Origin of the sequence: Streptomyces sp. SA15 (assembly GCF_002291145.1) — a bacterium.
Classification (GTDB): Bacteria; Actinomycetota; Actinomycetes; order Streptomycetales; family Streptomycetaceae; genus Streptomyces.
This window is the reverse complement of the sequence record NZ_NTGE01000061.1, coordinates 15,890-28,688: the sequence shown is the minus strand read 5'-3', so window position 1 is coordinate 28,688 and position 12,799 is coordinate 15,890. Positions and strand designations below refer to the sequence as shown.

Annotated in this window: 13 protein-coding genes; 8 read left to right on the top strand and 5 right to left on the bottom strand. The window is 69.5% G+C overall.

From position 1 onward, the window contains the following. The 4 genes from CLM62_RS11100 to CLM62_RS11085 all read left to right on the top strand — a co-directional run. Positions 1-1,229 (top strand): PQQ-binding-like beta-propeller repeat protein (locus CLM62_RS11100; protein ID WP_179382043.1); only part of this gene is annotated, 1,229 nt, incomplete at its 5' end. Positions 1,230-1,319: 90 nt separating this feature from the next. Next, on the top strand, positions 1,320-2,192 hold the full coding sequence (locus tag CLM62_RS11095; protein ID WP_179382042.1) for an A24 family peptidase: 873 nt from the start codon (positions 1,320-1,322) through the stop codon (positions 2,190-2,192). Between the two features lie 89 nt (positions 2,193-2,281). Further along, the gene (gene mqnC, locus CLM62_RS11090; protein ID WP_095749666.1) at positions 2,282-3,481 is read left to right on the top strand and encodes a cyclic dehypoxanthinyl futalosine synthase; all 1,200 of its coding nucleotides are present in this window, start codon (positions 2,282-2,284) and stop codon (positions 3,479-3,481) included. Between the two features lie 7 nt (positions 3,482-3,488). Beyond that, positions 3,489-3,965 (top strand): hypothetical protein, encoded by a 477-nt coding sequence (locus tag CLM62_RS11085; protein WP_095749665.1) that lies wholly within the window; start codon positions 3,489-3,491, stop codon positions 3,963-3,965. On the opposite strand, the gene CLM62_RS11080 is transcribed toward CLM62_RS11085, so the two are convergent. Beyond that, positions 3,966-5,018: a chitinase gene (locus tag CLM62_RS11080; protein WP_095749664.1), complete on the bottom strand. Its 1,053-nt coding sequence runs from the start codon at positions 5,016-5,018 to the stop codon at positions 3,966-3,968. It lies immediately after the preceding gene. Between the two features lie 168 nt (positions 5,019-5,186). On the opposite strand from CLM62_RS11080, the gene CLM62_RS11075 reads away from it, so the two are divergent. After that, positions 5,187-5,882 carry a demethylmenaquinone methyltransferase gene (locus CLM62_RS11075; protein WP_095749668.1) on the top strand — a complete coding sequence of 232 codons (696 nt, stop codon included), beginning with the start codon at positions 5,187-5,189 and terminating at the stop codon, positions 5,880-5,882. Positions 5,883-5,899: 17 nt separating this feature from the next. Here CLM62_RS11075 and CLM62_RS11070 read toward each other — a convergent pair whose 3' ends face one another. Then, the gene (locus tag CLM62_RS11070) at positions 5,900-6,205 is read right to left on the bottom strand and encodes a PASTA domain-containing protein (protein ID WP_095749663.1); all 306 of its coding nucleotides are present in this window, start codon (positions 6,203-6,205) and stop codon (positions 5,900-5,902) included. Between the two features lie 109 nt (positions 6,206-6,314). Next, a complete protein-coding gene (locus tag CLM62_RS11065; protein ID WP_095749667.1) occupies positions 6,315-6,845 on the bottom strand; it encodes a GNAT family N-acetyltransferase in 531 nt (176 codons plus the stop codon). 97 nt (positions 6,846-6,942) lie between these two features. Here CLM62_RS11065 and CLM62_RS11060 point away from each other — a divergent pair, with 97 nt between their 5' ends. After that, positions 6,943-8,235 (top strand): geranylgeranyl reductase family protein, encoded by a 1,293-nt coding sequence (locus CLM62_RS11060; RefSeq protein ID WP_095749662.1) that lies wholly within the window; start codon positions 6,943-6,945, stop codon positions 8,233-8,235. Here CLM62_RS11060 and def read toward each other — a convergent pair whose 3' ends face one another. Further along, a complete protein-coding gene (def, locus tag CLM62_RS11055) occupies positions 8,236-8,862 on the bottom strand; it encodes a peptide deformylase (protein WP_095749661.1) in 627 nt (208 codons plus the stop codon). It lies immediately after the preceding gene. Between the two features lie 88 nt (positions 8,863-8,950). On the opposite strand from def, the gene CLM62_RS11050 reads away from it, so the two are divergent. Next, a complete protein-coding gene (locus tag CLM62_RS11050) occupies positions 8,951-10,762 on the top strand; it encodes an FAD-dependent oxidoreductase (RefSeq protein WP_095749660.1) in 1,812 nt (603 codons plus the stop codon). An 88-nt stretch (positions 10,763-10,850) separates the two neighbouring features. Here CLM62_RS11050 and CLM62_RS11045 read toward each other — a convergent pair whose 3' ends face one another. Continuing rightward, complete coding sequence (locus CLM62_RS11045; protein ID WP_095749659.1) at positions 10,851-11,663, bottom strand: C40 family peptidase; 813 nt, start codon at positions 11,661-11,663, stop codon at positions 10,851-10,853. A 767-nt stretch (positions 11,664-12,430) separates the two neighbouring features. On the opposite strand from CLM62_RS11045, the gene CLM62_RS11040 reads away from it, so the two are divergent. Then, a complete protein-coding gene (locus CLM62_RS11040; protein ID WP_033319564.1) occupies positions 12,431-12,790 on the top strand; it encodes an NADH-quinone oxidoreductase subunit A in 360 nt (119 codons plus the stop codon). The last annotated feature ends 9 nt before the right edge of the window (positions 12,791-12,799 follow it).

The following is a 12,799-nucleotide window of genomic DNA, read 5'->3' as shown; positions in this document are numbered from 1 at the left end:
CCGCGGCCGGCCCCGCTCCCTCCCGTCGGCGTGTTCTCGGGCTGGCGCTCGGCGGGGCCGCGGTCGTGGCGGCCGGTGGCGGGGCCGCCTGGTGGCTGGCGTCGGCCGACGACACCCCCGGGTCCACCACGGACACGGGCGGCAAGGGCGGCTCGGCCGCACCCGCCGGCGAGAACTTCACGACCCCGCCCGCCGGAGTGGCCCCCCAGCCCCTGTGGCACAAGTCGGTCGCGGAGGACAGCACGGACACGGACGTCCCCCTCCTCACCCACGACGGCCTGCTCCTGATCAGCGGCGACCCGCTCGTGGCGTACGACGTGAAGACGGGCAGGGCACGCTGGTCCAAGAAGGGCATCTGCCGCCCCGGAGCCCGGCTCCTCTTCCACGGCGGCAAGGTGTTCCTGGCCGACGGCGACTACGACGGCGTACTCGTGGCCCATGACGTGAGGACCGGCGACGAGGTCTGGCGCAGCCGCCTCGGCAAGGACCTCAGCATCGAGGACACCATCGCCGTCGACGCCAGGAACGTGTACGTCACGCTGACCGACTACAGCCAGTCGAAGTCGGCCACCAAGTACCGCACGGCGGTCGCCGCCGTCAGCCACACCACCGGCAAGACGGTCTGGCTGCAGCGGCGCGACTGGGGCACCAAGGACTACGACGTCCAGGGCTCCGTGGCCGGGAACTACCTGGCCTACGCCGACTCCAACTACAACCTCACCGTCCGCAACACCGCCGGCGGCGCCCAGCTGTGGACGAAGAAGATCGGCGACGACTGGACCTGGCAGCCCACCGTCGCGAACGGCATGGTCTTCCTGCCCGGCGACAAGCTGACGGCCGTGGAGGCGGACACGGGCAAGAACGTCTGGACGCTCTCGCCCAACGGCCGCGGCGGTTTCGCGAACCCGACGGTCATCGACGGCGTGCTCTACACCAGCGACAACGACGACGGTGTCTGGGCGGTGAACGTCAGGACCGGCAAGCGGATCTGGCTCTGCGACGATCTGGACGTCGAAGGCCCGGAGACGTTCCTGAAGGCCGGGACGACCCTGTACGGGGCCACCGGATCCCTGGACGGCGGCATCGTCGCCCTGGGGGCGAAGACCGGCAAACTGCGCTGGACCTACACCGACAGCAAGGCCGCGGGGGAATCGTGGCAGGTCGCCCTCGCCGGAAACCGGCTGATGGCTACGCACGGGCCGGAGATCTACGCGTTGCCCGCCGTGTGAGGACGTGTGAGGACGTGTGAGGACGTGTGAGGACGTCTGAGAACGCGTGACGAGGGCTGACGCCTGGCGCCGCGATGGGATGATCGGTCGATGACCGGCTTGTTGATCGCCGTCGCCGCGCTGTGGGGTGCGGCTGTGGGGGCGCTGGTGCCACGGGCCGCCTACCGGTTCTCCGTCCCCTCGGAGGAGGCCTGGCGGGATCGGTGCCCCGGCGGGCATCCGATTCGGGGGCCGATCCGTGGGTGGATCGGGTGGGCGCGGTGCGGGGCGTGCGCGGGCGGTGCGGTCGTGACCGGCGACGCCGAGACCGCCGTAGCGCATGAAGCCGAGTCCGCCGTAGCGCACGACGCCGAGACCGCCGTAGCGCATGAAGCCGAGACCGCCGTATCCCACGTATCTCAGAAGACGTATGGCAAGACGTACGGCCCCAGCACCGCCCTCGTCGCCCTCACCACCGCCCTCCTCTGCGCCGCCCTCGCCGCCGCCACCGACACCCGGCCCGAAGTCGCCGTCTGGCTGCTGCTCGCGCCCGTCGGTGTGCTGCTGGCCGTCATCGACTTCCGGGTGCAGCGGCTGCCCGACGTGCTGACCCTGCCGCTCGCCGCCGCCGCGCTCGTGCTGCTCGGCCTGGTGACGCTGGTGCCCGAGCACACCGGGCACTGGCCCTCCGCCGCCCTGGGCGCCCTCGCCCTCGGCGGTGGCTACTTCGTGCTGTTCCTCATCAACCCCGGCGGCATGGGCTTCGGCGATGTGAAGCTGGCGCTCGGGATGGGTGCCGTGCTGGGCTGGTACGGCTGGGCGACGGTCATGGTGGGCACGCTCGCCGGGTTCTTGCTCGGGGCGTTGTACGGCGGTGCTCTCGTGGTCGCGCGGCGCGCCGGGCGGAAAACGGCCATTCCGTTCGGGCCGTTCCTGATCGCGGGGGCGTTCATCGGTGTGCTCATCGGCGCCTACTCGGCCTGACGTCGTTGAGCGGAAACGCCTGGCGTACGCTGGTTCGGTCCGTCCTCACCCTTGACGAACTTGACGAACTTGACGAAAGGGACGCCCCGGTGACCGAGAAGGCCGACCTCCAGTCCGTCCTCGACCGTGCCGCCGAGGGTGTGCGGATCACCCCGGAGGAGGCGCTCGACCTCTACCGCGACGCCCCGCTGCACGCGCTGGGCGCCGCCGCCGACGCCGTACGCCGCCGCAGGTACGCGGGCACCGAGCACATCGCGACGTACATCATCGAGCGCAACATCAACTACACGAACGTGTGCGTCACGGCGTGCAAGTTCTGCGCCTTCTACGCGGCCCCCAAGGACACCGCCAAGGGCTGGACCCGCGACCTGGACGACATCCTGCGGCGCTGCGCCGAGACCGTCGAGCTCGGTGGTACGCAGATCATGTTCCAGGGCGGCCACCACCCGGACTACGGCGTCGAGTACTACGAGAAGCACTTCGCCGCCATCAAGCAGGCCTTCCCGCAGCTGGTGATCCACTCGCTGGGCGCGTCCGAGGTCGAGCACATGGCCCGGATCTCGGGCGTCTCGGTCGAGGAGGCCATCACCCGGATCCACGAGGCGGGGCTCGACTCCTTCGCCGGCGCCGGCGCGGAGCTGCTGCCCGCCCGGCCCCGCAAGGCCATCGCCCCGCTGAAGGAGTCCGGCGAGCGCTGGCTGGAGATCATGGAGACCGCGCACCGGCTGGGCGTGGAGTCGACGTCCACCATGCTCATGGGCACCGGCGAGACCAACGCCGAGCGCATCGAGCACCTGCGGATGATCCGTGACGTACAGGACCGGACCGGCGGCTTCCGCGCCTTCATCCCGTACACCTATCAGCCCGAGAACAACCACCTGAAGGGCCGCACGCAGGCCACTATCTTCGAGTACCTGCGGATGATCGCCATCGCACGGCTGTTCATGGACAACATTGCCCACATCCAGGGCTCTTGGCTGACCACCGGCAAGGAGATCGGCCAACTCTCCCTGCACTACGGCGCGGACGACCTCGGCTCGATCATGCTGGAGGAGAACGTCGTGTCGTCGGCCGGTGCCAAGCACCGCTCCAACCGGCTGGAGATCATCGACCTGATCCGCAAGGCGGGGCGGGTCCCGGCCCAGCGGGCGACGACGTACGAGCACCTCGTCGTCCACGACGACCCGGCGAACGACCCCGTCGACGAGCGGGTCGCCTCCCACATCTCCTCGACGGCGATCGCGGGCGGCACCGCCCACCCCGAGTTGAAGATCCTCGCCTCCAACTAGGTCTGTCTTGCTGACGATTCACGCGGCGGACGAGGTCCGGTACACCTGGGACTCCGATCCGATCAAGTCCTATCCGATCAAGTCCGATCCGATCGAGGATGGTGCCGTCGCGGTCCAGGGGATCCGGGTCGCCGCGGTGGGTTCGCTTGCCGAGGTGCAGGCGCGGTTCCCGGGGGCGCGGGTGCGGCGGTGGCCCGGTGTCCTGGGGCCCGCCCGCGTCCACGACGGGCCGCTGCCGGACGCCCCGACCCCGCGCGAACGTGTCCACGCCGTGCTGAAGTCGGGTGCGGTGGCGGTCCTGGAGGAGTACGTCGACTCGCCCGAACTGCGGGCGGCGGCCGAGCGGAACGACGTGGTGATCCTTCCGCGTGAGCGCCCCACGGCCATCGTGAACGTGGGCCGCGCCGACCTCGCCGTCTTCGACGAGACCGGCGCCTGCCTCGCGACCGTGTGCGCGGGGCGCCTGGTGCACCGCAGGCGCTGATCAGCCGGCGAACGCCTTCGCGAACGCTCCCGAAGTCTGCTCCACTCCGCTGCAGTCGGTCTGCGCCTTCTTCGCGGTTCCCTTCTCACACCGCTGGTCGCGGACGGCCGACCACATCGACACCCAGCCGATCCCCTGCTTTTCGGCGAAAGCCCGCACCTGCGCCGCGTCGGAGAGGGCGAACGTCTCGCCAGCCACGTCGTTGACGCCGATCATCGAGGTGAGCGCCATGACCCGCCAGGCGTTCGCGTCGGACAGGCCGAACACCTTCTTCAGCTGGGGGTGCGCGGCTTTCGCGGCGGTGATCGCGTATCCGCCCATGTCCCCGCCGTACGACTTGCCGTAATTCATCGTCATGAGGTTGACGGTGGAGACCCGCACGTCGTGCTCGTTGGCGGACTCGAGCAGGGCCACGCTGTCGGCGTTGAGCCCGGACGGCATGACCGGCAGGGTGAGGGACACCTCGAGGCCGGGCCGCTCCTGCTGCAACGCCGCGATCGCCTCGGAGCGTACGGCGACGGAGCCGGGGTCGGTGAGTTCGTCGCCCTCGATGTCGAAGTCGGCCTGCGTGGAGCCGGCCGCGTCCAGGGCCTTGCCGTACGCCTCGGCCAGCTCGGACGCGCTGTCGCAGGTCGCCGCCAGTTCCTTGCCCAAGGCGCCGCCGAAGGAGACGCGGACCGTTGCGCCGTCCTTCTTGAGCTGCGCGATCCGGGACTTCACCGCGGAGTCGCCGATGGCACGGCTGCCGTCCCACCGCGGGGCGCAGTCACCGCCGTCGGCGATCACGAAGGCCAGGTTGTACGTCGCCGGGGAACCCGTGGAGTCGTTGCCGGACGCGTCCGTGGCGCTGACGTACGGGGCGTAGGCGGTGACCGGCTCGGCAGCCTCGGTGGCTTCGGCAGGGGGCGCGGTGGCCTCCGTCGGGGGCGCGCTCGACCGGTCCGGCGCCGCCGGTGCCGCGTCCGAGGTGCCCTCGGACTCCGCGGAACACCCCGCGGTGGCCAGGGCGAACAGGCAGGTGAGCCCCGCCGCCGGCTTCAGGAAACGCCGCATTGCGTTATGCACCCGCTCTCGTGGTTTCTGTTCCAGGCATTTTTGGTTCCGGGACAGAAACTGAGTACGTATCCGGAGTGGAAATCTCTCAAGTCGGGCGGCGAAGAAGAAGCCGCGCCCTCCTCCCCTGAGCGGGGCGCCGGCGGCCGTACTGCAACAATGGGGCCCGTGACCCGCGCTTCCCTGAACAAGCAGCCGCACGAAGTCGCCTCGATGTTCGACGACGTGGCGGAACGGTACGACCTGACCAACGACGTGTTGTCGCTCGGCCAGGACCGGGTGTGGCGCAAGGCGGTCGCCAAGGCCGTCGACGCCCGCCCCGCGCAGAAGGTCCTGGACCTGGCCGCCGGTACGGCCACGTCCTCGCTGCCCTTCGCCCGCACCGGCGCCTACGTCGTCCCCTGCGACTTCTCCCTCGGCATGCTCCAGGTCGGCAAGGCGCGGCACTCCTGGCTGCCGTTCACGGCGGGCGACGCGACCAGGCTGCCGTTCAAGGACAATGTCTTCGACGCCGTGACCATCTCCTTCGGGCTGCGCAACGTGCAGGACTTCGATGCCGCTCTGCGGGAGATGTACCGGGTGACGCGGCCCGGTGGCCGGGTCGTGATCTGCGAGTTCTCCCACCCGACCTGGGCGCCCTTCCGGACCGTCTACACCGAGTACCTGATGCGCGCCCTGCCGCCGGTCGCCCGCGCCGTCTCCTCGAACCCCGACGCGTACGTCTACCTCGCCGAGTCCATCCGCGCCTGGCCCGACCAGCCCGCGCTGGCCGAGCGGCTCGGGAAGGCCGGCTGGTCGAAGGTGGCCTGGCGCAATCTCACCGGCGGTGTGGTGGCCCTGCACCGGGGCTTCAAGGAGAGCTGAACCCGACAGCCTCACACTCACCTGAGGACCGCGAGCGGGTCTCCCGGCTCGTCGAGTTCGCGCTGCAGCCCGCCCCTGGGGGGTTTCGGCACACGAGGCTCTCGCATGCCTCCGCCGCCCTCACCCTCACCGAAGTCGAACCACACGTAGATCACGGAGTCCTGCGGCACCTCGGCACCGGGCTGCGGGTACTGGCGCACGATGTAGTCGACCACGGTGCGGTGGAAGTCCGGCCGGTCCGGCGCGTTGAGGAAAAGGCCCTGTGCCTGTGCTGTCTCGCGCGCGTCCACGGCCATCAGGCCGACCAGACGCGGTACGCGCACTTCGGGCGTCTTGCGTGTTATGCGCACAGATGTCACCCCCAGCGGTACTGGCAGGGTAACCCCCGCTCGTACCGGCCGGAAGCGCCAAGTGTCTTTCTGTAGCAGTCGATTACTCTGCGTGACCAGTGTGTCTGTTTGGTAGGTCCAGCCGGTAGCAGTGCCCCTCCTGCCGCGTCGGTGTCGTGAACACCTCGGCGAGGTGCATGCCCAGCCGCCGCGTCACCGCGATCGAGCGCGCGTTGCCGGCCGCGACCATGGCCACCACGCTCGGCACACCCGCCGCCCGCACCCGCTCCAGCGTCATCTGCGCGGCCGCGGTGGCATACCCCATGCCCCAGTACTCCCGCCCGAGCCGCCAGCCGATCTCGATCTCGCCCTTGGGGCCCCAGTCGCGCGGCCACGGCTGGGCGCCGGTGAAGCCGATGACCTGGCCGGACTCGTCGAGCATGGTCCACAGGCAGAAGCCGTGCTCGGCGTCGTGCCGACGCTGGCGGGCGGTGAGCTCCTCGTAGACGGACAGCTCCGCGGCCTTGCCGCCCTGGAACTCCATGACGTCCGGGTCGTCGAAGACTCGGTGCCAGGCGACGGCGTCCTCATCGGTGGGGACACGCAGCCGTACAACGGGCAGAGCTCGGTTCACGGGGCAGCCCTTCAGCCGGGTGATCAATTCTGCTGAATAGACTGCCCATGTCCAGTGCCGGTCGGCACGCAGATTTCGAACTTGGGGAGATCCCGCCGTGACCGAGCCCCTCTCCGAAAACACCGCCGATGTGATCGTCGTCGGCGCGGGGCCAGCCGGCTCCACCACCGCGTACCACCTCGCCAAGGCCGGACTCGACGTACTCCTGCTGGAGAAGACCGAGTTCCCCCGCGAAAAGGTCTGCGGCGACGGACTCACCCCGCGCGCCGTCAAGCAGCTCGTCGCGATGGGCATCGACATCTCGGAGGAGGCCGGCTGGCTGCGCAACAAGGGCCTGCGCATCATCGGCGGCGGCTCCCGCCTCCAGCTCGACTGGCCGGATCTCGCCTCCTTCCCCGACTACGGCCTCGTCCGCAAGCGCGACGACTTCGACGAGCAGCTCGCCCGCCAGGCCCAGAAGGCGGGCGCGCGGCTGTACGAGCGCTGCAACGTCGGCGCCCCGATCATCGACGACCGCACCGGCCGCATCACCGGCGTGCACGCCAAGCTGGGCGACGCCGGGGAGAAGCGCGAGGTGACCTTCCACGCGCCGCTGGTGGTCGCCGCAGACGGCAACTCCACCCGCCTGTCCCTCGCGATGGGCCTGCACCGCCGCGAGGACCGCCCGATGGGTGTCGCGGTCCGTACGTACTTCACCTCCCCGCGCCACGAGGACGACTACCTGGAGTCCTGGCTGGAGCTGTGGGACCGCCGAGGACCGGGCGAGGACCGCCTCCTCCCCGGCTACGGCTGGATCTTCGGAATGGGCGACGGCACCTCCAACGTCGGCCTGGGCGTCCTGAACACCTCCGACTCCTTCAAGGAGCTGGACTGGCGCGAGGTCCTGAAGGCCTGGTGCGCCTCCATGCCTCAGGACTGGGGCTACACGCCGGACAACATGACGGGACCCATCCGTGGGGCGGCTCTCCCTATGGCGTTCAACCGCCAGCCCCACTACACCAAGGGCCTGCTGCTCGTCGGTGACGCCGGCGGCCTGGTGAACCCCTTCAACGGCGAGGGCATCGCCTACGCCATGGAGTCCGGCCAGATCGCCGCAGACGTCATCGTCCAGGCCCACGCGCGCTCCACGCCCGCGGGGCGTGAACTGGCCCTCCAGCGCTACCCGCGCGTCCTCAAGGACACCTACGGCGGCTACTACACGCTGGGCCGCGCCTTCGTGAAGCTCATCGGCAACCCGAAGGTCATGAAGATCGCGACCCAGCGGGGCCTGACGCACCCCGTGCTGATGAAGTTCACGCTGAAGATGCTCGCGAACCTCACCGACCCGACGGGCGGCGACGCGATGGACCGCATCATCAACGGGCTGAGCAAGGTGGCGCCGAAGGCGTGATCAGGCGCTGAGCGCTTCGATGTTGGCGGCCCGGCGCGCGAGGACCTCGTCCCGCCGGTCCGCCACCTGTCGCAGCGCGTCCTTCCGCTCCCGCTTGGAGAGCCGGTCCAGATACACGTGCCCGTTCACATGGTCGGTCTCGTGGGCGAGGCAGCGGGCGAAGTACCCCGTGCCCTCGACGACGAGCGGACGGCCCTCCTTGTCGAGCCCGCGCACGACGGCCCGGTCCGGACGCGGTACGTCCATCACGGCGCCCGGAACGGAAAGGCACCCCTCGCCGGCGTCGAGCAGCCTGCGCCCGGCCGGATCGAGCGCCTCCAGCACCGGATTGACGGTGTGCCCGACATGTCGGACACCTTCGTCGTCGGGGCAGTCGTAGACGAACAGCCGAAGGTCTACGCCGGCTTGGTTCGCCGCGAGCCCTGCCCCGTCGGCGATGTACATCGTCAGGAACATGTCGTCGATGAGCGCGGCGAGATCGGGCCCGAACTCGGTCACGTCCCGGCACGGCTTGTGCAGGACTTCCTCACCCACCTCGGTGATCCGCCGTACCTTTCCGCGCCGGGCCTCGGGCGCGAGCGGGGGATACGAGTCGACGGGCCGCCCCTGTACGAAGACGCTGGGCATCGCTGCTTCTCCTGTCTTGTGAGGATGCTGTGGGCGGTGGGCAGTCGGGGTTCCGCCTCCCGGAGCCCCTCCCTACCCTCCGTTACTCATGACAACAGAACACACACAGCAGCCCCAGGACCAGACCGGCCACACCCGCAGGCGGTTCCTTGCGGGTGCCGGGGGAGTGGCGGGCGCCCTCGCCTTATGGCCGGCCGGGGGCGCGAGCGCCGCGTCCGGCAAGCGTGTCGCCGTCCTCGGCGGCGGCGTCTCGGGCCTCAGCGCCGCCCACGAACTCGCCGAACGCGGTTACGCCGTGACCGTCTACGAGTACTACGACGCCCTCGGCGGCAAGGCCCGCTCGATGGACGTCCCCGGAACGGGAACCGATGGTCGCAGACCGCTCCCCGCCGAACACGGCTTCCGCTTCTTCCCCGGCTTCTACCGGAACCTGCCGGACACCATGCGCCGCATCCCCTTCCCCGGCAACGCCAGCGGCGTCCACGACAACCTCCGCAGCGGCACGGAGGCGCTGTTCGCCCGGGGCTCCGGTCACCCGGACCTGCACTTCCCCCTGCGCCGCGCCACCACGTCACCCCGCCCCGGCGACCTCACCCCGTCCTGGATCCGCGACCAGCTCCTGTCCGTGCTGGACCTCGGCACCCGCCTGCCCGCCCACGAGGCCGCCTACTTCGCCGACCGCGTCCTGGTCCACCTCACCAGTTGCGACGCCCGCCGCGAGGGCCAGTGGGAGAAGGTGGCGTGGTGGGACTTCATTCGCGCGGAGGAGATGAGCGGGGAGTACCAGACCCTCCTCGGCGTCGGGCAGACCCGCAACCTCGTCGCCACTCGCGCCGAGGTGGCCTCCACACGCACCGTCGGCCGCGTCATCATCGAGGCCCTGCTCCTGTGGGGCCTCCTCGGCCGCGGCATGGACGGCGACGCCGACGTCGACCGCGTCCTCAACGCCCCCACGAGCGAGGCGTGGATCGACCCCTGGGAGACACACCTGCGCTCGCTCGGCGTCGAGTTCGTGCCGGGCACACAGGTCCGGGAGATCGTGTACGAGAGCGGCCGGGTGACCGGCGTACGCGTATCGGCCCGCGACGGCGGTCAGGAGCGTACGGTCACCGCCGAACACTACGTCTGCGCGATGCCGGTCGAGCACGCGCGCGTGACATGGGGCCGTGCCCTTCGCGCGGCGGATCCGCAGCTCGCGCGCTGCGACGCCCTACAGACGGACTGGATGACCGGCGTGATGTTCTACCTGCGCACGCCCACCCCCGTCGTGCACGGGCACCTCAACTGCCTCGACTCACCGTGGTCCGTGACCGGCATCGGACAGGCCCAGTTCTGGGACGTACGGGACTTTTCCCGGGACTACGGCGACGGGCGGGCCCACGACTGCCTGTCCGCGATCATATCCGAGTGGGACAAGCCCGGCATCCTGTACGGCAAGACGGCCCGCGAGTGCACCAAGGACGAGATCGTCGCCGAACTCTGGGCCCAGCTGAAGGACGGTCTGAACGACGCCGGCAAGACGACGCTCACGGACGCCGACCGGCTCGGCTGGTTCATGGACCCTGCGGTGACGGGCCTGGGCGGTCCCGACCCGCAGAACCGCGAACAGCTCCTCGTCCACCCGACGGGCACCCTCTACAACCGGCCCTCCGCCCGCACCAAGGTCCCGAACTTCTTCCTCGCGGGCGACTACGTCCGCACCGATGTCGACCTGGCGACCATGGAAGGCGCCAACGAATCCGCGCGCCACGCCGTCAACGCACTCCTGGACGCGGACCATTCGGACGCCGAGCGGTGCGAGATCCGGGAGCTGTACCGGCCCCCGGAGATGGAGCCCCTCAAGCGCGTCGACGAGGTGCGCTACCGGTTGGGCCTGCCCAACACCTTCGACCTCGGATGAGCCCGACGTGAGGCCGAAGTGATCCGGACGTGAGCCGGAAGGGACCGCTGCCCCCGAGCGGCTGCGGTCCCTTCCGTGCGGCTCTGCGTCAGAGCACCCGCACCGCGCCGGTCGGCGGGTCGTAGGAGAGCGGCTTCTCGGCCACGCCCGTGGACGAGTTCTGCGCGCCGACGAACATGCCGTCGCCGACGTACACCGCCACGTGGTACGCGCTGCCCGCGCCGCCCCAGTACAGGATGTCGCCCGGCAGGAGGTTGTCCAGTGACACGGGTGTGCCGGCGGTCGACTGGTCCTGCGAGACGCGCGGCAGGTCGATGCCGACCTGCTTGAAGGCGGCTTGGACCAGGCCGGAGCAGTCCCAGGAGCTTGGGCCGCTGGAACCGAGGACGTAGGCGTCACCGACCTGAGCCCGCACGAAGTTCACGATGTCGGCGGCCGAGCCGGTGGCCGTGGACGTGCTCGTGGACGTGCTGGTGCTCGTCGAGGCGGAGGCGGACAGCGTGGCCCGCTCGGCGTTGCGGGAGGCGCGCTCGGCGGCCTCCTGGCGGGCGGCCTCCTGGGCGGCCTTCTTGGCCGCGGCCTTCTTCTTCGCCTCGGCGAGGTCCGCCTTGGCCTGCTTCGCGGCCTTCGCGGCGGCCGCGTCACGCTCGGCCTGCAGCTGGTAGTTCGCCGCGGCCTGCTGTGTGGCGGCGGCGGACTCGGCGACCTGGGCGGCCATGTCGGCCGTCAGGGTCGGCAGTTCAAGGGTCTGCGTCACCGGCTCGGCCGCGTTCGCCGAACCGGACGCCCCGGCCACTGCCAGGGTGCTGAGGACGCCACCGGCAACTCCGGCCCGCATGGCGACGGTCGACGCGCTGCGGCGGGGTTTCCGGTGGCTGCGTATGTGAGCGGTGTGGGACATGAGAACAACCGGTATCAGGGGCTCCTCCATACCTTCAAGAAACGTGTGCTGCGCCACAGTTGTTCAACTGGTGCCCCAAACCCCCGGCGTGTCGTTCTTTATTGACGCCGTAACGGACATTGCGGACGCAGGTGATCAAGCCTGTGATCATGGGCTTTCGCTGTTACGCCCGAATTGTCATGCGCCTACCACTGGATGAGTCGGGTGGCCAAGCCCTCTTCTCGGGCGCCCCTTGTGGATGTGGCGGAGGTCACGCAACGGTCACAGGGGTGGCCGCGTCACGCGCGTAGATCACGGCGGGATTGCGGGCGGGTCACGACGAGGGTCCGCTCGTGAATGCGTGCACGCGTCCACACCTGCCCACCCGGCTCCCTCTGATGTGTGAATGCGTCCACTATCAGGGCGTCGCGTCCAGCTCCAATTTGCATGCAAGGGAAGTCTCTTGATATGGAGACGCCTCGCTCGACCTGCGCCGACGAGCGAAAATGTCGCCTCTGGTGATCACTCGGACGCTTCTCGTACGAAGATTGACGCTCATCCGACTTCATGATCCTTAGTCAGGTGGTGGAGATCACAAAGCTCGTGCAATACCCCGTGTCGCAGATCACAGACCGGCGGGCATAAGATGCGCAGCAGTTGGGCTTGTGACCTGCTTCACATGTTCTCGATCTTCGCCGGGACAAGCGGGGCTTGAGGGACAGGTGAGACGGATGTGAGCCCGACGCAAACCGCCAGCAGTCAGTGCCGACTGAGAGGAGCGAGGAGCGGTGAACGCGTATGCGCCCATCCTCGTACTGGGAGCCCTCGGGGCAGGCTTTGCGATCTTCTCCGTGGTCATGGCCACGCTGATCGGTCCGAAGCGGTACAACCGGGCCAAGCTCGAGGCCTACGAGTGCGGTATCGAGCCGACCCCCACGCCGGCCGGCGGTGGGCGTTTCCCCATCAAGTACTACCTGACGGCGATGCTCTTCATCATCTTCGATATCGAGATCGTCTTCCTCTACCCCTGGGCCGTCACCTTCGACGCCCTGGGTGTTTTCGGGCTCGTGGAGATGCTGCTCTTCGTGCTCACCGTCTTCGTCGCGTACGCGTACGTATGGCGGCGCGGCGGCCTGGAATGGGACTGAAGGGCCTTT